Consider the following 22,744-nt stretch of genomic DNA (forward strand, 5'->3'; position numbering starts at 1 on the left):
GCATCGCCTGATCATGTCTGTCTTGGTGTCCGCTCTCGCGAGCATCTTCTTCATCGCTCCGCCCGCCAGCGCGGACGACGTGTCGCCGATGATCGTCGGTGGCACGCGCGCCAGCACGTCGACCTACCCGTGGGTCGTCTACCTGGCGTCGACGTCCGGCTCGCAGTTCTGCGGCGGCACGCTGGTGAAGGCCAACAAGGTCGTCACCGCCGCGCACTGCGTCTCCGGCCGCTCCGCCTCCAGCACCCGTGTCGTGCACGGGCGTGACGACAAGCAGAGCACCGCGGGCACCGTCGCGAGCGTCACGCGCATCTGGGTGCACCCGAGCTACCGCAGCGCGACGTCCGGCTACGACGTGGCGGTGCTGACGCTGGACCGCAACATCAGCTCGGCCACCCTGCCGCTCGCCACGCCGACCGACACGGCGCTCTACGCGGCCGGCAACTCCGCGCTGATCCTCGGCTGGGGCACCACGTCCTCCGGTGGCTCGGCCTCGCGGTACCTGCTCAAGGCCAACGTGCCGCTGACGTCGGACTCGACCTGCAAGACCGCGTACTCGCAGTACAGCAACACCTCGATGGTGTGCGCGGGCTTCCCGCAGGGCGGCGTCGACACCTGCCAGGGCGACTCCGGCGGTCCGCTGGTCTACGGCGGCAAGCTGATCGGTGCCACGTCTTGGGGCCGTGGCTGCGCCTCGGCGGGCTACCCCGGCGTGTACGCGCGCATCGCGTCGTACAACTCCGTCATCACCGCTCAGCTCTAGGTCGCCGGTTGCGGGGTGCGTGCTCCGGCGCGCACCCTGCACGCATGGCTGATCTCGAAGCTGTGCCCGAGGACTGGTCGAGCGCCCTGGTCGTCGTCGCTCACCCCGATGACATGGAGTACGGCGGTGCGGGCGCCATCGCTCGTTGGACCGCCCAAGGCAAGAAGATCGCGTACCTGCTCGCGAGCCGTGGCGAGAACGGCATCGACTCGATGGACCCGGACGTCTGCGCGCCGTTGCGCGTCGAGGAGCAGATCGCGTCGTGCGCGGCCGTCGGCGTGACCGAGGTCGAGTTCCTGGACCACCCGGACGGCACCATCGAGTACGGCGTCCCGCTGCGGCGCGACATCACGGCCGCCCTCCGCCGCCACCGCCCGGAGTTCGTCATCACCGGCAACTTCCGCGAGACCTGGCCGAGCGGCGGGCTCAACATGGCCGACCACATCGCCGTCGGCCGCGCGACCGTCGACGCCGTGCGGGACGCGGGCAACCGCTGGATCTTCCCGGAGCTCGGCCTGGAGAAGTGGGACGGCGTCAAGTACGTCGCGGCGGCGTCCTCGCCGTTGGCGACGCACGCCGTGGACATCACCGACTCGTTCGACGCCTCCGTGGCCTCGCTGCGCGCTCACAAGGCGTACCTGGAGGCGCTGAGCGGCGACATGGCCGAGCCGGAGCCGTTCCTCCGTTCGATGGCGGAAGCCGCGGGGAAGAGGTTCGGAGGCGTCCTCGCGACCTCGTTCGAGCTCCTGCCGCTGTGACCATGTTCCCTTCGGCTGGACACGGCGGGTCCGGTGTGGATGCTTCTACGCATGCCCTTTGAACAGCACTACCTGGCCGGCCTCGACCTCCGGGGCCGACGCGTGCTCGTGGTCGGCGGTGGCACGGTCGCGCAGCGCCGTCTTCCCCGCCTGATCGCGTCCGGCGCCGTCGTCGACCTCGTGTCGCCCGTCATCACCCCCGCCGTGCAGGGCATGGTCGACGCGGGGGAGCTGACCTGGCACGAGAGGCTGTTCGAGGCCGGGGACGTCGAGGGTGCCTGGTACGTGCTGGCGTGCACGTCCGACGCCGAGGTCAACGCGCAGATCAGTGAAGAAGCGCTCTCTCAGCGTGTGTTCTGCGTGCGCGCGGACATCGCCGTCGAGGGCACGGCCGTCACACCGGCCTCCGGCACGCACGACGGCATGCTGATCGGTGTTCTCGCGGGTGGCGAGCACCGCCGGTCGGCCGCGGTGCGGGACGGGCTCGTGGCGGCGTTGCGCGACGGCCGCATCGCGGACCAGGCCGCACCACCCGTCGGTGTCGCGCTGGTGGGTGGCGGTCCGGGCGACGCCGAGCTGATCACGGTGAAGGGCAAGCGTTTGCTGGCGCTCGCGGACGTGGTGGTCGCGGACCGGCTCGCCCCGCGTGAGCTGCTGGAGGAACTGCCCGCGCACGTCGAGGTCGTGGACGCGGCGAAGATCCCCTACGGCCGCGCGGCGACGCAGGACTTCATCAACCAGACGCTGGTCGACCGGGCCAAGGAGGGCAAGTTCGTCGTCCGGCTCAAGGGCGGCGACCCGTACGTCTTCGGCCGCGGCTTCGAGGAGCTGCTGGCGTGCGCCGAGGCCGGGATCCCGGTGACGGTCGTGCCGGGCGTGACGTCGGCGTTCGGCGTGCCCGCGCTGGCCGGTGTGCCGGTGACGCACCGGGGCGTGGCGCACGAGGTCGTCGTCGTCTCCGGTCACGTGGCACCGGACGACCCGCGTTCTCTCGTCGACTGGCCGGCGATCGCACGCCTGCGCGGCACGGTCGTGCTGATGATGGCGGTCGAACGAGCCGGTGCGTTCGCCACGGCGTTGATGGAGGGCCGTCCCGGGTCGACGCCCGTCGCCGTGGTGCAGGAGGGCAGCACGACCGCCCAGCGCGTTCTGCGCTCCACTTTGGACTCGCTGGCGGCCGACATGGAGGCGCACCAGATCCGCCCGCCGGCGATCATCGTCGTCGGACCGGTCGCCGACATCGCCTCCCTGGAGGGCTAGGGCCGGCTCGGGCGGACGTCGCGGAAGTGGGTGCGCAGCGGCTTCAGGCTGAGCACCCCGACCGCCGTGCGCAACGCCACGGCGGCGTACCAGGGCGCGAGCAGCCCGAAGCCGTCCGCGACGAGCCCGCCCACCAGCGCGCCGACCGGCTGGACTCCCCAGGTGATCAGCGTCTGCGCACTGCTGACGCGGCCCAGCAGCCCGGTCGGCACCACCCGCTGCCGGAAGCTCGAGGTCGCCACGCCCCACACCGCCGTGCAGAACGAGCTCACGACCGCGAACACCGCGACCGTGGGGAGGTCACGCGCGATCGTGGCGACGCCGAGCCACATCAGCGGGATCAGCACCACGGTCGCGAGGACCGCCCAGCTCGCCCGGGCCAGGACCCGCTCGGCCAGCAGTGCCCCCGCGACGCCGCCGCAGGCGAGGGTCGCGAGCAGCGCCCCGAAGCCGGCGTCGGTGAGCCCCAGGCGCTGCTGGGCGAACAGCACCAGCGTCGCCATCGTCATCGCGATGCACAGGTTGGTCGTCGCGGACACGACCGTGATGGTGCGCAGAGCCTCGTGCTTCATCAGCCACCGCAAGCCGTCGCGAGCCTTCTGCCTGGCGGACGGCACTTTGCGCTCCGTACGCATCTGAGTGACCAGCAACGCCGCTATGGCGAACGTCAGCGCGTTGACACAGAACGGCGCGGGTACGGCGATGGCGAACAGCAGACCACCCAACGGTGGTCCCGCGAACTGCAGCGCTACCGCTTGAGAGGCGAACAACCTGCCGTTCGCGCGCTCCAGCAGATGGTTCTTCACGGTGGCCTTGATGAGTGGTTGTCCCACGGCCCTGGGGATCGTCTCGGCGGTGCCGATGAGGAACGCCAACCCGTACAGGACCGCGATGTGCGCGCTGTGGAAGGTCGCGAGCAACGCCATGAGCGCGCACTGGATCCACAGCGCGGCGAGGAGAAGCCGCCGTCCGTCGTAGCGGTCCGCGGCCGCGCCGGCGGGCAGGGAGACCAGCAGCCAGGGGAGTGCGCCGAAGAAGCTCACGCCGGCGACCAGCGTCGGGTCGCGGGTGATCGTGGTGGCGAGCAACGGCAGTGCCGCGAGGAAGATGCCGTCGCCCAGCGCCGAGATCGCGCTGCCGCCCCCACAGGAGGTACCAGTTCCGCCCCATGGGGCACCCTACGTGCCGGTCCCTGTGAGACCGGCACGCAGGCGACTGGGGAACACGGCCGGGCTCGAACCGGCGTCCCTCCGGAGAAGAGCCGGAGCTCTACCGCTGAGCTACGCGTTCCAGGCGTTCGGCGGGCCGGGCTCGAACCGGCGTCCACCCGGTCCAGAGCCGGGCGCTCCACCACTGAGCTACCACCGAACGCGTCCCAGCTTGCTCAACCGAGCGTGTTCTGTCCACCCGATACTTCGGCGCGGACCGGCTTGCCGCTGAACACGTGCGCGCGCCGCAACACCATGCCCCACAACGGATCCGAGACGGACACGCCGTGCACGAGCTCCGGGGTCGGGCGGAAGCGCGCGATCGCGCCGTGTTCGCGCGGCGCCGTCCACCCGGCACGTTCCGGGTCGACGCCGTGCTCACGGCACGCCGCCTCCACGTCCGCGCGGGTGCACGCCGCCGTGCCGTCGAGGACCTCCCACGGCAGCGGCAGCCGCGCCCACACCGAGGTGTCCGGGTGCAGGCCGCCGTGCCACGCGACGAGGTCGGCCGCCATCACGCGCATGGCCTTGCCCGGCCAGGCGCCGTCGAGCAGCGACGACAGCCCCGCGGCGTGCAGGCACGAGATCCACGCCGCGCGTGCGGCATTGTAAGCGCCCGCGAAGGCGTTCCAGGTCGACGAGTCGACGCCGGACCGCACGACCATGGTCGCCCGGTCGACGTCCGACGAACGCCACACGCCGCCGAGCACGGCCGCGATCGACCGCGTCGCCGCGGACCACCGGCCGAGCAGCTCGCCGAGCTGGTCGGCGGACAGGTGCCGCAGCACGTCCCACACCGGGTGCGCCAGCGCGATCATCGCCCAGTCGGTGTCCGCGCGGGCCCGGCACCGCGCGAAGAGCACGTCCGCGACCTGGTCGAACGGGTTCTCCCGGCCGGTCAGGCTGAACTCGCGGCGCAGCTTGCGGCGAGCCGTGAAGTAGGCGACGAAGCAGGCCGCGTCGACGTCCGCGCCGAAGCGGTCGCGGTCGATCACGTCGACGAACCCCGCCGACGCGCGCAGCGTCGCGCTGCGCAGCCGCTGGGCGCGGCCGAGCCGGTCGGCCTTGGCGGACAGCCTGCGCAGCATGCGGAACCGGCGGTTGTACTGCCGCTTGGACAGCTCGACACCGGCCGCCTCGCGCGCCTCGCGGTTCAGCCGGTCCGCGAGGAAGTCCGTGTGCTCCGGGTCCCAGCCGATGCCGGCGCCGGCCAGTTCGGCGAACTCCAGCACCGACACCGGGTCCTCGGTGTCCACCGCGGCGTCCACGTCGAACAGGCGCCTGGTGGCGGCGACCTGCCGCGCCGCACCGACCGGGCGCGCGTAGTCGTCGCTCATGCCGGAGAACCCCTGCCAGCGCGACGCGTGCCCGGCGACGCCCTCGACCACCGCGCGCTCGCGGCGCGTCAGGGTCTGGTTCACCTCCAGCACCAGGACGGCCACGTCCTCCGGGCGCGGCCGTGCGTCGAGCGAGCGGTACAGGCGGTCGAGTGCTTCCACGCCTCCAGAGGACCACGCCCTGTCCAGCGGTTTTCGGGCTCTGCCCTACCCTTTCGACCGTGCTGGTGCTGCTTCCCCCGTCGGAGACCAAGGCGATCGGCGGCGAGGGCGCGCCGCTCGACCTCGACGCGCTGTCGTTCCCCGAGCTGAACCCGGTCCGGGACGAGCTGGTGTCCGCGCTGGCCGACCTCGCGCGGGACGTCCCGGCGAGCCTCAAGGCGCTCGACATCTCCGAACGCCAGGTCGACGAGGTGCACCGCAACGCCGCCCTGCGCACGTCGCGGACCACGCCCGCGCTCCTGCGCTACACCGGCGTGCTCTACGACAACCTGGACTTCCCGTCGTTGAAGAAGGCCGAGAAACAACGCGCCTGCCAGCGGCTCGCGGTCGCGTCCGCGCTGTTCGGAGTGGTCCGCGGCGGTGACCCGGTGCCTGCCTACCGGTTGTCGGGCGGCAGCGCGCTGCCGGACCACGGCAGCCTGCGCACGGTGTGGAAGCCCGCGCTGGAGCCCGTGCTGGCCGGCGCGGACGAGTTCGTCGTGGACCTCCGGTCCGGTGCGTACTCGAGCCTCGCGAAGATCCCGCACGCCGTCGTCGTCCGGGTCGTGACCAGCGAGGGCAAGGTCGTCAGCCACTTCAACAAGGCGCACAAGGGCCTGCTCGCGCGGGCCATCGCCCGGTCCAGCGCCGAGCCCGGCGACCTGAAAGGCCTGGTCAAGCTCGCGCAGAAGGCCGGGTTGCGGCTCGTGCCGACCGGCGGGAAGACCGCCGACCTGATCACCGGTTAATTCGGTTGCGGCCGGTGGGGCCGCAGGGCATTCTTCTGCCTCGAAGCGTGACATCGGAACTGGATCGAGGAGGTGCGTGATGTCAGAACCTGTCTGGGGACGTGGCACCGCGTTCGCGACCCGTCCAGCCGCCCTTCGCGCCTGATCAGCACCGTTTGATCGCAGAGCGCCAGTGGGGCGGTCACCCTTCATCCTTTCCGGGAGACCCCACCGTGCGCGAGCACGATCTTTTCGAACGCTACGAATCCGCTTTCGACGACACCGCCGACACGATGCGGCGCAAGGGAAAGCGCACCAGGTCCAGGATCGACGACGCGGAACCCACCCGTCGCGGCCGCATGACCGAGGAAGAGAAGCTGCGCGTCGCGCGAGTGCGCGAGGACCAGCTCAGCTCGGCAGACACCCCCGAGGACGGCGACCGCTGGTCCACGTGGGGCGACGCCGACCAGGGACCGAAGCCGCACCCGTCGTGGCTCATCACGGAGCTGGCCGCGGTCGACCGCGAGCTCGGCATCGTGAAGACGGGCAAGGAGGCGGACGTCTTCCTGCTGGAACGCGCGATCGGCGACCGGGCGTGCCTGCTCGCCGCCAAGCGCTACCGCAGCAACGACCACCGGATGTTCCACCGCGACGCGGGGTACCTCGAGGGTCGTCGCATGAAGAAGTCCCGTGAGACGCGGGCGATCACGAACCGCACCTCGTTCGGGCGCAACCTGATCGCGGAGCAGTGGACGGTCGCGGAGTTCGCCGCGCTCTCCCGGCTGTGGCAGATCGGCGCGCCCGTGCCGTACCCGGTGCAGCGCAGCGGCACCGAGCTGCTGCTGGAGTTCATCGGGGACGCCGAGGGCAACGCGGCGCCGAGGCTCGCGCAGACCCGTCCGGACGAGGACGAACTGCTCGACCTGTGGCGCCAGCTGGTCGCGACGCTGACGACGCTCGCCGAGGCGGGCCTGACGCACGGCGACCTGTCCGCGTACAACCTGATGGTCCACGAGGGCAGGCTGGTCGTGATCGACCTGCCCCAGGTGGTCGACCTCGTCGCGAACCCCCGCGGCGTGGAGTTCCTCGACCGCGACGTCCGCAACATCTGCGGCTGGTTCGCCGCGCGCGGCCTCCCGCCGGAGATCGGCGACCCGTCCGCGCTGGTGGCAACGCTGCTGGACGTGGCGGGTATGGGCTGACCCCGCCGTCGCGCGCCCGGCCGTGTCCAAGGACACTGCCGGGCGCGTGAGGTGTCGCCACTGATCAGTTAGACTGTGCTGTACACCGATGAAGGCCTGACGGCCGTTGACCGGTGTTTCCACCTACTCATCAGCGGCGTGACCACCACGCCGGGCCCGTCCTTGTGATCGGCACCGCGGTAGCGCGCGGGGCAGCCTCGAGACGTGCCATGTCCCGGAGGTTTGTTTTGCCATCAATGTCCGAAGGTCGTTCCGAGCGTGGACAAAGCCGCAGGTCACCGCGCCGCCGCTCGGGTCGCCAGGGCAATTCCTCGCGTCCGCAGCAGCGGGTCGAGGAACCGATCGTCGCCGAGCACTTCGAGAGCACGCTGCCGGAAGGCCCGCTGCCCTCGTTCGCTGAACTCGGCCTGGCCGACGCGCTGATCCGCTCGCTCGTCGCCAACGAAATCACCGAGCCGTTCCCCATCCAGGCGGCCACCCTTCCCGACGCGATGTCGGGCAAGGACATCCTCGGCCGCGGCCAGACCGGCTCCGGCAAGACGCTGGCGTTCGGCCTCGCGATGCTGACCCGCCTCGCGGCCGGCCGCTCGCTGCCGCACAAGCCCCGCGGCCTGATCCTCGTCCCGACCCGCGAGCTCGCGATGCAGGTGGAGACGGCGCTCATGCCGCACGCCCGCGCGCTGGGCCTGTGGTGCCGCGTCGTCGTCGGCGGCACGTCGTTCCCGCGCCAGATCGAACACCTGCGCCGCGGCGTCGACCTGCTGATCGCCACGCCCGGCCGTCTGTCCGACCACGTCCGCCAGGGCACGTGCGACCTCGGCTCCGTCGAGATCACCGCGCTGGACGAGGCCGACCAGATGGCGGACATGGGCTTCATGCCCCAGGTCCGCGCCATCCTCGACCTGACCCCGCAGGACGGTCAGCGCCTGCTGTTCTCCGCGACGCTCGACGGCGACGTGGACAAGCTGGTGCGCCAGTACCTGCACTCCCCGGTGACGCACTCGGTGGCCCCGTCCACCGCGAGCGTCACGACCATGGAGCACCACCTGCTGTTCGTGTCCGCTGAGGACAAGCAGAACGTTGTGACCGAGATGGCCGCGCGCGAGGGCCGCACGATCATGTTCGTGCGCACCAAGCACCACGTCGACCGCCTGGCCAAGAAGCTCCGCTCGGTCGGCGTCCACGCCGGCGCCCTGCACGGCGGCAAGGCGCAGAGCGCCCGCACCCGCGTGCTCGGCGAGTTCCGCGAGGGCACCACGCCGGTCCTGATCGCCACCGACGTCGCCGCCCGCGGCATCCACGTCGACGACGTCTCGCTCGTCGTCCACGTCGACCCGCCGGCCGACCCGAAGGACTACCTGCACCGCGCGGGTCGCACCGCGCGCGCCGGCCAGTCCGGCACCGTCGTCACCCTCGTGACGCACGACCAGCGCCGCGCCGTCCAGGGCATGGCCGCTCGCGCCGGCATCCGTCCGGAGAGCACCAAGGTCCGGCCCGGCGACGACGAGCTGGTCCGCATCACCGGCGCCCGCACGCCCAGCGGCGAGCCCGTGCTGGAGCGGGAGAAGCCCGCCCGCCGCGGGTCCTCGCGCCGGTTCGGCGCCCCCGGTGCCGGTACCGGTCGCGGTGAGTTCCGCGGCGGAGCCGGTCGTCGTTCCGCGGAAGGGGGCGAGTTCCGCGGTGGGCCTCGTCGGTCCTCCGCGGACGGTGGCGAGTTCCGCGGGCCTCGCCGGACCGAGCGGACCGAGGGCGGTCGTGCGTTCGGCCGTTCGGAGCGCAGCGGACGGCCTCGCCGGGCGCCTCAGCACTGAGGATCGGCCGGCGGTGAAATCCGCCAGGTGATCTTGTCGGACCCCCTGAGCAGCGTTTGGGCTCAGGGGGTCTTCCTGTTGGGGGGACGCCTGCGCCAGCTTGGCGCTTGGTCTTTGTCTGGTTGCGTTGGCGGTCGCCGTCCGCTTGTCGGGGTCTGCTTGGGCCGGGAGCCGCCGGTTTCAGGCTCGGGGCTCCACCCCGGACCCCGCCAATCTGATCGAAGACCGGCCGGCGCCGTCTGCGGGTCGGATGGCACGCCTGGTGCTTTGGGCGGCTTGCTGTTGCGTAGCGGTGGGCGTCCGGTGGGGTGGTCCCGTCACAAGCCGCGCCCGAGCCGGCAAGAGCTGAGGCACGACTCGTGACGGGACCGCCCCACCTCGGGTCGTTGTGAAGAGCTGACAAGCCTGGGGCGGGGTTGAAAACGGCTCGGCTTCGCCTTTGCGCCTGGCTCGCCTTCGGCATCGTGGGTTGCGTGGGGCCGATGCACGGCTTGGCCCCTTGGCCCCAGCCCTGCCCGGCCTGCCGCCCAGCCCCGCCAGTCCAGCCCGGCCCAACTCCACTTGGCCCGGTCCGGCTGTGTCCGGCCCGGTCCGGCACCTACCTGACCGGGCCAACCTGGCCCTGGCCCGCCTGGCCCTCCTCAGCCTCGCCTTGCTCTACGCCGGCTCTGCCCGCGCCGCTGTCAGGGGGCCTGGAGCGTCAGGTAGGCGAGGCCCAGGGTTCCTCGCCAGCCTCGCAGGCGGTAGTTGCGGCTCCTGTCCGCCTTGGCGCGGATTTCGGCGGCGTGTTCGGAGGTCGGGTTGTCGCGCAGCCAGCGTTCCCAGGCGAGGCCGTGGCCGTTTTCGAAGATGTCCCACTCGTCGAGGCTCGCCTGTTCTGCGGCCAGCAGGCGGTAGCCGTGGGTGTGGGCCAGGTCGACCAGGTCTGCCAGTGAGCCGTACTGGTTGCGGGGGATGGGCATTGCCGCCAGTTGGGCCTCTGTGGGTTCTCGTTCCCAGAAGCCTTCGCCCAGCAGGAGTTTGCCGCCTGGGCGTAGCAGGGACCTGGCTGCTGTCAGGGCGTTCGTGGTGTGGTGCAGGGGGTCGCCGCCCCAGACCTGGGTTGCGCCGTTCACGATGACGGCGTCGGCTGGTTTGTCCGGTTGCCACTGGGCCACGTCGGTTGCGTGGAAGCTCGCTCGCGAGGTCAAGCCTCTGGCCTGTGCGTTGGCGGTGGCTTTGGCTATGTCGGCCGGGTTCAGGTCCACGCCTGTGCCGGTGGCCGTGGGGGCTGCTTCGAGGGTGCGCAGGAGCAGTTCCGCCCAGCCGCAGCCGAGGTCGAGGACGTGGGCGTTGTCGAGGGGGAGCAGTGAGCGGATGAGGCGGGCTGCTCGTTCTTCGGACAACGGGCCGTGGAAGGTCAGGTCGTCGTGCAGGGGCGCTATCTCTGGCGGTGTCATCTGGCGCAGGATGGCGTTGCCGGGGTGTTCGGGCAACGCGTTATTCGGTTGGCTGGGGTCGGGTCTCGTCGTAGTTTCGGGGTGTGGAACTCGTGTGGCGCTCGCTCACGACCGCGGACATCCCGGCGGTGGCCGCGTTGTACAACGCTGTCGAGGCCGCGGACGACACCGGGGAGTTGTTGTCCGAAGAGGACTTCGTCGAGTCGTTCGCTGAGGCCGACCTCCCTCGCGGGTCCGTTGCCGCGCTCGTGGGGGACGAGCTCGCGGCCTACGGGATGGTCGTGGTGCGGGACAAGCCCGTTGGGGCGCACCGGGTTCGGCTCGACGGGTTCGTGCACCCCTCGTTTCGGCGGCGTGGTGTCGGGCTTCGGCTGTTGCCGCGGATGGTCGAGCTGGCACGGGGCCTGCACGTCGACAAGCACCCGGACCTTCCGCTCGTGGTGAGCACGATGGTCGAGAGCCGGTGCGCAGGGCACGTGGCGCTGGTGCAGCGGTGGGGTTTTCGTGCTGAGCGGCACTTCCACGAACTGGAGGTGGCGCTGGGCGAGTCACTCGCCCGGGTGCCGATGCCGGCCGGGTACGAGGCCGTGCCGTTCTCGGCGGCTCGGGATGCCGAGGTCCGGGCGGTGTCCAACACGGCGTTCGCGCGGCACTGGGGGTCCGTCGAGCGCAGTCCGGAGGAGTGGGCCGCGTCGTTCACCAACAGCAAGCGGTTCGTGCCGGAGAGCTCCTTCCTCGCTTTGCACGAGGGTGTTGTCGTCGGGTTCGTGCTCGCGCGGCACTACCCGGTCGTCGAGGAGATGACCGGCGTGCGCGAGCTGTGGATCGGGGACGTCGGCACCCTCGAGGAGCACCGCGGGCGCGGGGTGGCCTCCGGGTTGCTGAGCTGGACGTTGGCCCAGGCCAGGACTCAGGGGTACGCCAGAGCCGGGCTCTCGGTGGACACGGCGAACCCGACCGGTGCGCTCGGGGTGTACGAGCGCGCCGGGTTCGGGGTGGTGCGGACCTGGGCCGACTACGGGATGCCGGTGGAGCTCTAGAGCTCCTCGCCCGCCTGGCCGACGCAGAACTCGTTGCCGTCCGGGTCCGCCAGGACCGACCAGACCAGGCCCGGCACGCTGTGCACGGCCACCTCGGTGGCACCCAGGCCGACGAGGCGTTCGACCTCCGCCTTGCGGTCCGGCACGTGCGAGTCGAAGTGCACTCTGTTCTTGCCCGGTGTGGCGTCCGGGACCTGCTGGAAGCCGAGGGTCGGGCCGCTCTCGGAGCTCGGGGCGAGGACGATGAACCCACCCCAGTCGTTCTGGACCGTCGTGCCCAGAGCGGCCGTCCAGAACTCCGCGAGCTTGCGCGCGTCCGGGGTGTCGATGGTGATCATGTCGATCGTCAGTGGCATGGGCAGGACGCTACTCAAGGAGTCTGACAATTCTTGTCGTCGCAGGTGAGGGCCCGTGGCGAGCACCGCGCGCGATTTCGCGGAACGTCCAACCAGTACGCTGCTCCAACAGCCCGTGAACGAGGAGTACCCACCGTGATCACCAGGATGTCGTCGCTGTTCCTGCGAACCCTTCGCGAGGACCCGGCGGACGCCGAAGTGCCCAGCCACAAGCTGCTGGTGCGCGCCGGCTACGTCCGCCGCGTCGCGCCGGGCGGATACTCCTGGCTGCCGCTGGGGCTCAAGGTCCTGCGCAACATCGAGGCCGTCGTCCGCGAGGAGATGGACGCCTTCGGCGCGCAGGAGATCCAGTTCCCCGCCCTGCTGCCCAAGGAGCCCTACGAGGCGACGAACCGGTGGGAGGAGTACGGCCCCAACCTGTTCCGCCTCAAGGACCGCAAGGGCGCCGACTACCTGCTCGGGCCGACGCACGAGGAGATGTTCACCCTCACCGTGAAGGGTGAGTACAGCTCCTACAAGGACTACCCGGTCACGCTGTACCAGATCCAGACCAAGTACCGCGACGAGGCGCGTCCCCGTGCGGGCATCCTGCGCGGCCGCGAGTTCCTCATGAAGGACTCGTACTCGTTCGACCTGACCGACGAGGGCCTGAGCCAGTCGTACGTGAACCACCGCGACGCCTACATCCGCATCTTCGACCGGCTCGGCCTGGAGTACGTGATCGTCTCCGCCACGTCCGGCGCGATGGGCGGGTCCGCGTCCGAGGAGTTCCTCGCCGTCGCCGAGACGGGTGAGGACACGTTCGTGCGCAGCACCGAGTCCGGCTACGCGGCGAACGTCGAGGCCGTCGCGACGCCCGTGCCCGCCGAGCAGCCGATCGACGACAAGCCCGCGGCGCAGGTGCACCACACGCCGAACACGCCCACCATCGAGACGCTGGTGGACTTCCTCAACGCGAACACCGACCGCAAGTTCACCGCGGCGGACACGTTGAAGAACGTCATCGTGAAGACGCAGCAGCCGGGCCAGAAGGACTGGACGCTGCTCGCGATCGCCGTCCCCGGTGACCGCGAGGTCGACTTCAAGCGCCTCGAGGCGGCGCTCAGCCCCGCCGAGGTCGCGATGGTCGACGAGGCCGACTTCGCGAAGAACTCGTTCCTGGTCAAGGGTTACATCGGTCCGGGCGCGATCCAGGCCAACGGCATCCGCTTCCTCGCCGACCCCCGCGTCGTCAAGGGCACCGCGTGGGTCACCGGCGCGGACAAGGCCGACCACCACGTCGTCGACCTCGTGGCGGGCCGCGACTTCACGCCCGACGGCGTCATCGACGTCGCCGAGGTCCGCGAGGGCGACGCCTCCCCGGACGGCAAGGGCGTGCTCGTCGCCGCGCGCGGCATCGAGATCGGCCACATCTTCCAGCTGGGCCGCAAGTACGCGGACGCGTTCTCGCTCGACGCCCTCGGCCCGGACTCCAAGCCGGTCCGGATCACCATGGGCTCGTACGGCATCGGCGTCTCGCGGCTCGTCGCGGTCATCGCGGAGCAGTCGCACGACGAGCGCGGCCTGATCTGGCCCCGCAACGTCGCGCCCGCCGACGTCCACGTCGTGGTCGCCGGCAAGGACGAGACGCTGCTCAACGCCGGTGAGGACTTCGCGAAGCAGCTCAGCGACAAGGGTCTCGACGTGCTGCTGGACGACCGCAAGGCGAGCCCCGGCGTGAAGTTCGCCGACGCCGAGCTCGTCGGCATCCCGACGATCCTCGTGATCGGGCGCGGGCTGAAGGACGGCACGGTCGAGGTCAAGGACCGCCGCTCCGGCGAGCGCGTCGAGGTGCCGGTGGCCGAGGCCGTCGACCACCTGGTGCAGGTCGTCAAGGGCTGAGCCGGGAACTTCGGACGCCGGGTCGCGCGCTGGTCGCGCGGCCCGGCGTCCGGCGTTTCCGGGGCTGGTCCTGCGGCCGCTGAGCGGGTTGCGGGGCAACGGTTCCGGCGTGGCGGCGGAGGCACGTTGCCGCAGGGCGGAGGGGCGTCCGAAGGCGAACGCCGCAGGAGGCTCTGGACGCGGTGCCGGTCGGCGCGAGGGGACCGGAGCGGCGCGGGCCGGACGTCAGGTCGTCGGGACCAGCGACTCGGCCATCTTCTGCAGGTCGGACTCCTTGACCAGCGGCGGGGTGGTGCCGCCTCCGCCGCCCTCCAGGTCTCCGTTGACGACCAGCACGTGCAGCCTGTTGCTGCCGTTGAGCACGACGACCTTGAGCATTCCCTTGGACGCCAGGCACTTGTTGGCGGACTGGGTCACGGTGGCGTCGACCTGCACGCCCTCGACGGTGACCTTCTTGCCGTCCTTCTGGGTGTGCTGGATCTTCACCGGCTTCGGCTGCGTGAGCTCCACCTTGGGCTCGCCGCCGGAGTTGTAGTACTGGGTGGCCAAGGACTTCGTGAAGTCGGTGGCGGTCTTGTCGATGTCGCCCTTGGGCAGCAGCGCGCCGCCGTTGGTGCCCTTGGTGTAGTTCTTGCCCTCGCACTCGTAGTCGCCGTACGAGGTGACGCCGGACAGCGAGATGCCGTCGAACTTGTCGACCGGGATCCTGGCCTCGCTGAGGATGTCCCAGTTCTTCGGGACCTCGTAGGTGAAGCCGAGGCTGGTCTCGACGCACTGCTGGCCGTCGTTCCTCGGGCACTTCGCCTCGGCCGGCTGCGAGGAGGAGGTGGCGCTGCTCGTCGGGGACGGGGCGGGCTGCGCGGCCTGGTCGTCCGAGCGGGACAGGAGCAGCCACGTGAGGCCGCCGCCGACCAGGAGCACGAGCACCACCGCGCCGAGCACGAGCCACAGCGTCTTGTTGCTCTTCTTCGGCGGCTCGTTGTCGAAGCCGCCGTAGACGCCCAGGCCGCCGTACCCGCCGCCGTAGGGCTGCTGCGGGAAGCCGCCCTGCTGCGGGAAACCGCCGGTCTCCGGGAAACCACCGGTCTGCGGGTAGCCGCCGGTCTGGTAGCCCCCCGTCGGGTGGCCACCGCTCTGGTCACCCTGCTGCTGGCCCCAGCCCTGCTGGTCGTTCCAGCCGCCCTGTCCACCACCTGGGTACGTCACGGGGGAACCGTACCTGGTGGGTCTGACAGCCCTGCAATTCATCATGCGTTTACTTTCCGGGAGAAACGGGCGTACCGTCCCTGTTAATTCAACGCTTGGTGAACTTTGGAGGTGCACGATGCGCACCGCGCTGGTCACCGCCGCCGCAGGCGCGGTGGTGGCGTTTCTCCTGGGACTGCTGACGTTCGGCGTGCAGGCCACCGTGCACCCGCGCGACGTGCCGCTCGCCGTGGTGGCGCCTCCGCCGGTCGCGGAGCGCGTGAAGGCCGCAGACTCGGCCGAGGTCGACATCAGGGTCGTGTCCGCCGACGAGGCGCGAACCCTGTTGGCGGACAAGGAGGTCTACGGAGTCCTGGAGATCGCGCCCGGCCGGGCGGCGATCCGGCTCAACCCGGCGGTCAACCCGTCCGGCACCCAGGTGGCGCAACAGGTCCTGACCGGAGTCGCGCAGGGCGCGGGGCTGCCGGTCGAGGTCGACGCCCGGGCCCCCACGGCCGCCGAACGCACCGCGCCACTCGCCGCGAGCGCGTTGCTGTGGGTCGGCGGGATGATCGCCGGGCTGCTGTTCGTGGTGCTGAGGGGGCAGCGCATGAGGTGGCTGTCCGCCTTGGTCACCGCCGTGCTGGTCACCGGCTCGACCGCGGGGCTGCTGGTCTGGTGGGGCGTCACCCCCGGCGCAGCGGCGCTCACCTTCCTGCTCGCCGTCGCCGTGGCGTTCGCCTTGCTGCAGGCCGGGTTGTTCCGGCACCTCGGCATCCGCGCGATGGGCGTCCTCGGCCTGCTCTACCTGATGGCGCCCGCCGTCGCGGGGCAGGTGCCGGAGCTGCTCCACCCCGTCTACGAGGCGGTCCTGTGGTCGTGGACGCCCTTCCGGTTCTCCGCGGAAGGCTTGCGCAGCCTCCTGTACGACGGCTCCGTCACCACCGAGTGGTGGGTGTTCGGCGGGATCGCACTCGTCGGCGTCGTGCTGCTGCTAGCCGGCCAGGAAGCTCAGACGGACCGTGCGGACGGGGTTGTCGACATTGGTGTCGACCAGGCAGACGGACTGCCACGTGCCGAGCGCCAGCACACCGCCTAGCACCGGGATCGTCGCGTAGGGCGGCACCAGGGCCGGCATCACGTGGTCACGGCCGTGACCCGGGGTGCCGTGCCGGTGCCGCCACCGCGCGTCGCGGGGCAGGATCCGCTCCAGCGCGGTCAGCAGGTCGTCGTCACTGCCCGCGCCGGTCTCGATGATCGCGACGCCCGCGGTCGCGTGGGGCACCCACACGTGCAGCAGCCCGTCGCCGTTCTCGCTTGCGAGGAACCGCTCGCACTCCCTCGTGAGGTCGTGGACGACCTCGTCGGAACCGGTGCGGACCTGGATCTCCTCGCTGCGCATGGCCTCAGATCTTACGAACCACCCGGGCAGGGCCGCCGACCGCAAGCACGTGAGCAGGCGAATCGCGCCTCGCTCTCGAAGACCTCAGTATCGTCACGTCATGCGCGTGCTGTTCGCCTGCATGGCCACGGTCGGCCACACGTACCCGTTGATCCCGTTGGCGTCAGCGCTGCGCAACGCCGGGCACGAGGTGCACTTCGCGGTCGGCGAGGAGATGCACCCCGAACTCGGGCGGCTGGGGCTGCGGCCGTTCCGCCCCGGCCTCGCGTTCGGCGAGATCTACGCCGAGGACATCGCTCCCGAACTCGAACGCGTCCTGCCCGACCTGGTGATCAGCGGCTGGTCGGTGCCCGAGGTGGTCCGGGAGGCGAAGCGCCGGGCGTTCCCGGTGCTGTGGCACGGGTTCGGGCGCATGTTCGACGACGGCATCGGGCTGGCGCGGCCCGACGGCGGACGGCACCTCGACCTCTGCCCGCCCTCGCTGCAGAACGCGGACTTCACCGACGACCGGATCCTGCTCCGCCCGGTGCCGCACGCCACGCCCGGCCGGGTCCCGGAACGCACGCACGAGAAGCTCGTCTACGTCACCTTCGGAACGGTGTTCGGCACGGAAGAACTGCTCGCGACGGCGGTGGGGGACCTCGGACGGCTCGACGCCCAGATCGTCGTCGCCACGCCGGACCGGTGGCTGCCGCAGGCCGAGGTGATCAAGCAGGCGGACGTCGTCGTGCACCACGGCGGAAGCGGCACGATGCTGAACGCTCTGGCCGAGGGGGTCCCTCAGGTCGTACTGCCGCGAGGGGCGGACCAGTTCGGCAACGCCGAGGCGCTCGTCAAGGCGGGCGCCGGAGTGCGCCCGGACGCGATCGGTGCCGAGGCGGTCGCCCGGTGCGTGCAGCTGCTGCTCACCGACGGCCGTTACCGGGAAGCCGCAGGTCGGATCGCGGACGAGATAAGTCACATGCCGTCGCCGGAGGAAGTTGCGGACAGGCTGGTGGAGGTTGTGTAACACTGTTTTTTATGAAGGCAAGCCGCCTGCGCTTCGGGATGAACCTGTGGCCGCCGTTCCTGTTCGCCGGCATCCGCGTCGAGGAGATCTCGCCGGACTACCGGTATGCGCGCGTGCGGATGCGTCTGCGTCCGTGGAACCGCAACTTCTTCGGCACCCACTTCGGCGGCTCGCTGTTCGCGATGACCGACCCGTTCTGGGTGTTGCTCCTGTTCAACCAGCTCAAGGGTGAGCACGTCGTGTGGGACCGGGCGGGCGAGATCGAGTTCGTCGCACCCGGCCGCGGCACGGTGCACGCCGAGTTCCGGCTGACCGACGAGCACGTCGAGCAGGTGCTGGAACGGACCAGGGACACCGAGAAGGCCTTGATCTGGTTCGACACGGACGTCGTCGGGCAGGATGGGACCGTGATCGCACGGGTGAAGAAGCAGGTCTACGCGCGGCGCAAGCGCGACAAGCAGCTCACGCATGCGTGAGGCCTTCGGAGCGGTTTTCGACGTCGAGCCCGGCTACCTGAACACGGCGTCCATCGGGGTGCCCCCGCGGCACGTCGCCGACGCGGTGGCGGCCTCGCACGAGCGGTGGCGGCGCGGCCAGGACACGTCCTCGACGTTCAACGAGGTCGTGGAGACCTCCCGCGAGGCCTTCGGGCGGCTGGTCGGGGTGCCCGCCGCGTCGGTCGCGTGCGGTGCCACGGTGTCGCAGTTCGCGTCGCTGGTCGCCCAGGCCCTGCCGACCGGCTCGAAGGTCTTCGTCGACCCCGGCGAGTTCACGAGCGTCTCGCTGCCGTTCGTCGCCGCGGGGCACCGGGTCGTGTCCACGGTGGACGAGTGCGACCTGGTCGCGGTGAGCGTGGTCCAGAGCGCGGACGGGACGATCGCGGACCTCGAAGGCCTTCGCGGATCCGGGAAGCCGGTGCTGCTCGACGTCTCGCAGGCGGCGGGGTGGATGCCGTTGTCACTGGCGTGGGCCGATTTCGTCGTCGGCGTGGCCTACAAGTGGCTGATGGCACCGCGGGGCGCGGCCTGGATGGCGGTGCGGCCGGACCGGATGGACTTCCTCAGGCCGTTGGCGGCCAACTGGTACAGCACCGGCGAGAACTACGGCACGGAGCTCGTGCTGCGTTCCGACGCACGGCGGTTCGACCTATCGCCGACGTGGTTCTCCCACGTCGGCGCGGCGGTTGCGCTCCCGTGGGTGGCGACCCTGGACCTCGACGCAGTGCGCGCGCACTGCGTGAGCCTGACTGATCGGCTCCTCACCGGGCTCGGCCTGCCGTCCCGCGGCTCGGCGATCGTGTCCGTCGACGCACCACCCGTCCCGGGCGTCGTGTCGTCTGTCCGCGCAGGTCGCACACGGTTCGCATGTCACCTCTACAACACGGTCGAGGACGTTGACCGGGTGCTCGAAGCGCTCGGCTGACTGCCGTCCGTTACCGTGGCTCCTTGTGTCGGAACCACGCCAGTCACCTGAAGAGGTGACCCAGAACCTGCCTCGCTTCCCACCGAGGCCCACCGACACCGCGCCGTTGTACCCGGCCGACGAGCTCGTGAAGCTCCAGTCGATCATGGACAACCGCCAGGGGCACATGCCCGCGCCGCCCCCACCCGCACCCGTGCGGAAGAGCACGTGGGTGGGCAGGGCGCTGGCACTCGTCGGCGTCGCGGTGGTCTCCGGGCTCGTCTGGTGGGTGCTGCAGCCTTCGGACCCGGTGGACAAGCAGGTCGCGCAACCCGAGAAGACCGCGGGGGAGTACGAGTTCACCACCGTGCCGGAGCTGCCGGAGCCGGTGAAGGACAGCGACTGCGCCGCGCACGCCACGAGCCAGACGCAGGCGTTCTTCAAGACCACGCCGTGCCTGCAGCTGACCCGTGCGTTCTACACGGCCAAACTGCCGGACGGCCGCACTGTCTACTCGTCCGTGTCCGTCGTGAAGATGAAGACGGCCGAGGAGGCGCGTCAGCTGCGCGAGCTGACCCAGCGCGACGGCACCGGCAACGTCAAGGACCTGGTCCTGGACAAGGCCATCAGCGTGCCGCCGCTGACCACGCTGGCCAACGGCGGGTACGCCTCCGAGCAGCGCGACGAGGAGGTCGTGATCGTCGAGTCCGACTCGCCGACCAGGGGCCCCGACGCGCTCGCGCACAACAAGGACATGAAGAAGGTCTCCGAGGACGCGATCAGGCTCGCGTCCTCGTTCACCGGCTAACCGGACGCGACCCCCGGCATCGCGATGGATGCCGGGGTCGTCCCGGCGGCCTTGCGCCACCGCGTCGCCCGCACCGCCGCTGTCGTCAGCGCCTCCAGCGCGGACGTGCGCAGCGCCGCGTCGTCGGTCCGCTCCAGCACTCCCCGCCACGCCGCGCAGGTGTCCTGCTCGGCGGCGACGAGCGCCGCCAGCGCGGACGGGGCGTCGGACACCGGCGCCGGCGGCAGGTAGGCGGCCGCGGGCGGGTTCGGCGTCGCGCCGTGGTCCTTCAGCCACCGCTCGGTCGTGTCGCGGCGCGCCCGGTGCAGGTTCGCGCCCTCGGCGACGGCGGCGGACTGCTGGTCCAGGAACGCCGACACCATGCCGTAGGTCCACAACGCCGCGTGCTCGGTCCCGAGCGCGGTCTGGACGGCCTCCACGCTCATCCGAGCACCTCCCGCAGCGACGCGCAGCCGGCGGCCACCGAGCCGACGAGACCGGCGCGGTAGGAGGGCAGCGAGGCGACGGCGGCCGAGGCCTCGCGCACGGACTCGTCGAGCGCGGTCCGCAGCGCGGCCAGGGGGTCCGGCGGCGTGGGCGGGCTCGTGGGGGCGGGCGGCGCCGTGGACGACAGCGGCGGCCGTTCGCGGTCGACCTCGGCCTGCAGCAGGGTCGCGTGCGTCTCGCGGGCCTTGGCGATCTCCGCGGCCGCGGGCACCGCCGTCAGCGACTGCGCCAGCTTGACGTCCGCACGGGCCCGCGCGGCGAGGGCCGACAGCGGGTCCGGCGGGGGTGGCGCCGGGGGTTCTGTGGTGCACGCAACGGAGAGCGGTGCGGCGGCCACCGCGAGCAGCACACGGCGGCGGCTGACCGATTCGGAGATCACGCGAACCCATATTGCCAGCAGCCGTGCGGGTCGGTGGGAGCCGGGCGAACGAGATAGTCTGGTCGTCCACGGCCGCCGGAAACAGCGTCGGCCGGGGTTTTCATGCGTTCGAACTGAAGGAGACACCACGTGTCCAGCCCGCCGCGCGGAGACCTTTCCGCGCAGCTAACACCCGTTGTGCGGGAAGCTCTCGAAGCCGCCGGCTTCGACCTCGACGCGCTCGACGTGAATCAGGCTGGGCGCCGCCGTCTGGTCAAGGTCGTCGTGGACGGTGAAGACGGCATCGGGCTCGACGAGGTCGCCGAGGCGAGCCGCGTGGTCTCCGCCGCGCTCGACGCGCACGACCACCTGATCAACGGGCCGTACACCCTCGAGGTCACCTCGCCGGGTGTCGACCGCCCGCTCACCCGCCCGCGCCACTGGAAGCGCGCGCACCTGCGTCTCGTGAAGGTCAAGCAGCCGGAGAAGGCCGAGTGGTTCGGCCGGGTTGGCGAGTGCGACGAGACCGGGGTCGAGCTGCTGCACCAGGGCGAGCTGCGGCGCGTGGAGTACCGCCACATCGAACGCGCGGTCATGGAGATCGAGTTCAAGCAGCCGCCGGTCGAGGAACTGGCTCGGCTCACTCGGAAAGCACCGGAGGAGGAGCCGAGGTGAACGTCGACATCGCCGCCCTGAGGGCGATCGAACGTGAAAAGGACATCCCCTTCGAGACGGTCCTGGAGGCGATCGAGTCAGCACTGCTGACCGCCTACAAGCACACCGAAGGCCACGCCACGCACTCGCGCGTGGAGATCGACCGCAAGACCGGCGTCGTGCGCGTGCTCGCGCAGGACCTGGGTCCGGACGGGTCGGTCCAGGAGGAGTGGGACGACACTCCGGAGGGCTTCGGCCGCATCGCGGCCACGACGGCGCGCCAGGTCATCCTGCAGCGCCTGCGCGACGCGGAGCACGAGCGCACCTTCGGCGAGTTCTCCGCCAAGGAGGGCGAGATCATCGCGGGTGTCGTGCAGCGCGACGCCCGCGCGAACGCCCGCGGCATGGTCGTCGTCCAGGTGGGGGACACCGAGGGGGTGCTGCCGCCGGCCGAGCAGGTGCCGGGCGAGCAGTACAACCACGGCGAGCGCATCAAGTGCTACGTCGTGAGCGTCTCCCGCGGCGCCCGCGGGCCGCAGATCGCCCTCTCGCGCACCCACCCGAACCTCGTGCGGCGGCTGTTCGCCCTCGAGGTCCCGGAGATCGCGGACGGCACCGTGGAGATCCCCGCGGTGGCACGTGAGGCAGGTCACCGTTCGAAGATCGCGGTGAAATCAACGGTTGCCGGAGTGAACGCCAAGGGCGCCTGCATCGGCCCGATGGGTGCCCGTGTGCGCAACGTCATGCACGAGCTCGGTGGCGAGAAGATCGATATCATCGACTACTCGGACGACCCGGCCACTTTCGTCGGGAACGCGTTGTCACCTGCGAAGGTCGTGTCGGTGAAGGTGGTCGACGAGCGCGCCAAGACGGCCCGCGTCGTGGTGCCCGACTTCCAGCTGTCGCTGGCGATCGGCAAGGAGGGGCAGAACGCCCGCCTGGCCGCCCGCCTGACCGGCTGGCGCATCGACATCCGCAGTGACGCGGAGGCTCCGGCCGCCGGTGCGGTCACATCCGGTTCGGCTGAATGAGCTCCAGGGGATAGAATTATCAACGGTTCATCGTCGGGAGTGGTGTCCCAGCACATCGGCCCTGTTCGCACGTGCATTGGATGCCGCACCCGGACGTTGCCCTCCGAGCTGCTGCGAGTGGTCGCGGTGGACGGTTCGGTGGTTCCGGACGTCCATCGGCGGCTTCCGGGTCGGGGTGCTTGGTTGCACTTCGATCTCGAATGTCTCCGCAACGCCGAGCGGCGACGGGCGTTCTCGCGGGCCCTCCGGGTCCAGGGAGCACTCGACGTCGCTCCGCTGCGCGAGCACTTCGAGCGGCACGGGAAACAGGTCCCGGGACAGCCCCGGGGCCAGCAGGAAACAAGGAAGCAGGTCGACCCGTCATGAGTCAGCCGTGAAGCTGAAGACATGAACGCGCGACGTTAAGACGAGGTCGATGGGACTTGC

Annotated in this window: 24 protein-coding genes and 2 tRNA genes; 16 read left to right on the forward strand and 10 right to left on the reverse strand. The window is 70.8% G+C overall.

Going from position 1 to position 22,744, the window contains the following annotated elements:
- Positions 1 to 13: 13 nt before the first annotated feature.
- From V1227_RS35870 to cobA, 3 genes are read left to right on the forward strand one after another with little or no spacing between them, the layout of a single operon-like run.
- Positions 14 to 763, forward strand: coding sequence for a S1 family peptidase (locus V1227_RS35870; RefSeq protein ID WP_329789605.1), 750 nt, complete (start codon positions 14 to 16; stop codon positions 761 to 763).
- A gap of 44 nt (positions 764 to 807) precedes the next feature.
- Positions 808 to 1,521, forward strand: a complete 714-nt coding sequence (locus V1227_RS35875; protein ID WP_329789606.1) for a PIG-L deacetylase family protein — start codon at positions 808 to 810, stop codon at positions 1,519 to 1,521.
- 51 nt (positions 1,522 to 1,572) lie between these two features.
- Complete coding sequence (gene cobA, locus V1227_RS35880) at positions 1,573 to 2,781, forward strand: uroporphyrinogen-III C-methyltransferase (RefSeq protein WP_329789607.1); 1,209 nt, start codon at positions 1,573 to 1,575, stop codon at positions 2,779 to 2,781.
- On the opposite strand, the gene V1227_RS35885 is transcribed toward cobA, so the two are convergent.
- The 4 genes from V1227_RS35885 to V1227_RS35900 form a co-directional block, all read right to left on the reverse strand.
- On the reverse strand, positions 2,778 to 3,911 hold the full coding sequence (locus tag V1227_RS35885; protein ID WP_329794192.1) for an MFS transporter: 1,134 nt from the start codon (positions 3,909 to 3,911) through the stop codon (positions 2,778 to 2,780). The genes cobA and V1227_RS35885 overlap by 4 nt on opposite strands.
- An 86-nt stretch (positions 3,912 to 3,997) precedes the next feature.
- Positions 3,998 to 4,071, reverse strand: a tRNA-Lys gene (locus V1227_RS35890).
- A gap of 6 nt (positions 4,072 to 4,077) precedes the next feature.
- Positions 4,078 to 4,149, reverse strand: a tRNA-Gln gene (locus tag V1227_RS35895).
- A 16-nt stretch (positions 4,150 to 4,165) separates the two neighbouring features.
- Entirely contained in the window at positions 4,166 to 5,488 is a 1,323-nt protein-coding gene (locus V1227_RS35900; RefSeq protein ID WP_329789608.1) for a hypothetical protein, read from the reverse strand.
- Between the two features lie 59 nt (positions 5,489 to 5,547).
- On the opposite strand from V1227_RS35900, the gene yaaA reads away from it, so the two are divergent.
- The 3 genes from yaaA (at position 5,548) to V1227_RS35915 (ending at position 9,268) form a co-directional block, all read left to right on the forward strand.
- On the forward strand, positions 5,548 to 6,276 hold the full coding sequence (gene yaaA, locus V1227_RS35905; protein ID WP_329789609.1) for a peroxide stress protein YaaA: 729 nt from the start codon (positions 5,548 to 5,550) through the stop codon (positions 6,274 to 6,276).
- 212 nt (positions 6,277 to 6,488) lie between these two features.
- On the forward strand, positions 6,489 to 7,457 hold the full coding sequence (locus V1227_RS35910; RefSeq protein ID WP_442916405.1) for a serine protein kinase RIO: 969 nt from the start codon (positions 6,489 to 6,491) through the stop codon (positions 7,455 to 7,457).
- A 236-nt stretch (positions 7,458 to 7,693) separates the two neighbouring features.
- Positions 7,694 to 9,268 (forward strand): DEAD/DEAH box helicase, encoded by a 1,575-nt coding sequence (locus V1227_RS35915; protein ID WP_329789610.1) that lies wholly within the window; start codon positions 7,694 to 7,696, stop codon positions 9,266 to 9,268.
- 683 nt (positions 9,269 to 9,951) lie between these two features.
- Here the strand turns inward: V1227_RS35915 and V1227_RS35920 are convergent.
- Positions 9,952 to 10,707, reverse strand: coding sequence for an SAM-dependent methyltransferase (locus V1227_RS35920; RefSeq protein ID WP_329789611.1), 756 nt, complete (start codon positions 10,705 to 10,707; stop codon positions 9,952 to 9,954).
- A gap of 83 nt (positions 10,708 to 10,790) precedes the next feature.
- Here V1227_RS35920 and V1227_RS35925 point away from each other — a divergent pair, with 83 nt between their 5' ends.
- Positions 10,791 to 11,747 carry a GNAT family N-acetyltransferase gene (locus V1227_RS35925; protein WP_329789612.1) on the forward strand — a complete coding sequence of 319 codons (957 nt, stop codon included), beginning with the start codon at positions 10,791 to 10,793 and terminating at the stop codon, positions 11,745 to 11,747.
- On the opposite strand, the gene V1227_RS35930 is transcribed toward V1227_RS35925, so the two are convergent.
- On the reverse strand, positions 11,744 to 12,103 hold the full coding sequence (locus V1227_RS35930) for a VOC family protein (RefSeq protein ID WP_329789613.1): 360 nt from the start codon (positions 12,101 to 12,103) through the stop codon (positions 11,744 to 11,746). The two genes, V1227_RS35925 and V1227_RS35930, sit on opposite strands and share 4 nt — an antisense overlap.
- 135 nt (positions 12,104 to 12,238) lie before the next feature.
- On the opposite strand from V1227_RS35930, the gene V1227_RS35935 reads away from it, so the two are divergent.
- On the forward strand, positions 12,239 to 13,984 hold the full coding sequence (locus V1227_RS35935; RefSeq protein WP_329789614.1) for a proline--tRNA ligase: 1,746 nt from the start codon (positions 12,239 to 12,241) through the stop codon (positions 13,982 to 13,984).
- Positions 13,985 to 14,209: 225 nt separating this feature from the next.
- Here the strand turns inward: V1227_RS35935 and V1227_RS35940 are convergent, their stop codons facing one another.
- Entirely contained in the window at positions 14,210 to 15,190 is a 981-nt protein-coding gene (locus V1227_RS35940; RefSeq protein WP_329789615.1) for a hypothetical protein, read from the reverse strand.
- Positions 15,191 to 15,308: 118 nt separating this feature from the next.
- Here V1227_RS35940 and V1227_RS35945 point away from each other — a divergent pair, with 118 nt between their 5' ends.
- Complete coding sequence (locus tag V1227_RS35945; protein WP_329789616.1) at positions 15,309 to 16,268, forward strand: ABC transporter permease; 960 nt, start codon at positions 15,309 to 15,311, stop codon at positions 16,266 to 16,268.
- On the opposite strand, the gene V1227_RS35950 is transcribed toward V1227_RS35945, so the two are convergent.
- Positions 16,164 to 16,571, reverse strand: coding sequence for a YjbQ family protein (locus V1227_RS35950; protein WP_329789617.1), 408 nt, complete (start codon positions 16,569 to 16,571; stop codon positions 16,164 to 16,166). The genes V1227_RS35945 and V1227_RS35950 overlap by 105 nt on opposite strands.
- Positions 16,572 to 16,671: 100 nt before the next feature.
- Here V1227_RS35950 and V1227_RS35955 point away from each other — a divergent pair, with 100 nt between their 5' ends.
- The 4 genes from V1227_RS35955 to V1227_RS35970 are packed head-to-tail and all read left to right on the forward strand — an operon-like array spanning position 16,672 to position 19,789.
- Complete coding sequence (locus V1227_RS35955) at positions 16,672 to 17,580, forward strand: glycosyltransferase (RefSeq protein ID WP_329789618.1); 909 nt, start codon at positions 16,672 to 16,674, stop codon at positions 17,578 to 17,580.
- 11 nt (positions 17,581 to 17,591) lie between these two features.
- Complete coding sequence (locus V1227_RS35960; RefSeq protein WP_329789619.1) at positions 17,592 to 18,056, forward strand: DUF4442 domain-containing protein; 465 nt, start codon at positions 17,592 to 17,594, stop codon at positions 18,054 to 18,056.
- Positions 18,049 to 19,002 carry an aminotransferase class V-fold PLP-dependent enzyme gene (locus tag V1227_RS35965; RefSeq protein ID WP_329789620.1) on the forward strand — a complete coding sequence of 318 codons (954 nt, stop codon included), beginning with the start codon at positions 18,049 to 18,051 and terminating at the stop codon, positions 19,000 to 19,002. Before V1227_RS35960 ends, V1227_RS35965 begins: the two co-directional genes overlap by 8 nt.
- Before the next feature lie 55 nt (positions 19,003 to 19,057).
- Positions 19,058 to 19,789, forward strand: coding sequence for a hypothetical protein (locus V1227_RS35970; protein WP_236225292.1), 732 nt, complete (start codon positions 19,058 to 19,060; stop codon positions 19,787 to 19,789).
- Here V1227_RS35970 and V1227_RS35975 read toward each other — a convergent pair.
- Both V1227_RS35975 and V1227_RS35980 read right to left on the reverse strand, forming a co-directional pair.
- Positions 19,786 to 20,214 (reverse strand): ferritin-like domain-containing protein, encoded by a 429-nt coding sequence (locus tag V1227_RS35975; RefSeq protein WP_329789621.1) that lies wholly within the window; start codon positions 20,212 to 20,214, stop codon positions 19,786 to 19,788. The two genes, V1227_RS35970 and V1227_RS35975, sit on opposite strands and share 4 nt — an antisense overlap.
- Positions 20,211 to 20,654: a hypothetical protein gene (locus tag V1227_RS35980; protein ID WP_329789622.1), complete on the reverse strand. Its 444-nt coding sequence runs from the start codon at positions 20,652 to 20,654 to the stop codon at positions 20,211 to 20,213. Before V1227_RS35980 ends, V1227_RS35975 begins: the two co-directional genes overlap by 4 nt.
- Positions 20,655 to 20,783: 129 nt before the next feature.
- Here V1227_RS35980 and rimP point away from each other — a divergent pair, with 129 nt between their 5' ends.
- From rimP to V1227_RS35995, 3 genes are read left to right on the forward strand one after another with little or no spacing between them, the layout of a single operon-like run.
- Positions 20,784 to 21,308 carry a ribosome maturation factor RimP gene (rimP, locus tag V1227_RS35985; RefSeq protein WP_236225295.1) on the forward strand — a complete coding sequence of 175 codons (525 nt, stop codon included), beginning with the start codon at positions 20,784 to 20,786 and terminating at the stop codon, positions 21,306 to 21,308.
- Entirely contained in the window at positions 21,305 to 22,318 is a 1,014-nt protein-coding gene (gene nusA / locus V1227_RS35990) for a transcription termination factor NusA (protein WP_236225296.1), read from the forward strand. The genes rimP and nusA overlap by 4 nt, the downstream gene beginning before the upstream one ends.
- A 42-nt stretch (positions 22,319 to 22,360) precedes the next feature.
- Complete coding sequence (locus V1227_RS35995) at positions 22,361 to 22,684, forward strand: YlxR family protein (RefSeq protein WP_329789623.1); 324 nt, start codon at positions 22,361 to 22,363, stop codon at positions 22,682 to 22,684.
- The last annotated feature ends 60 nt before the right edge of the window (positions 22,685 to 22,744 follow it).

Source organism: Lentzea sp. DG1S-22 (genome assembly GCF_036321065.1).
In the GTDB taxonomy this organism is placed as follows: Bacteria; Actinomycetota; Actinomycetes; order Mycobacteriales; family Pseudonocardiaceae; genus Lentzea; species Lentzea jiangxiensis.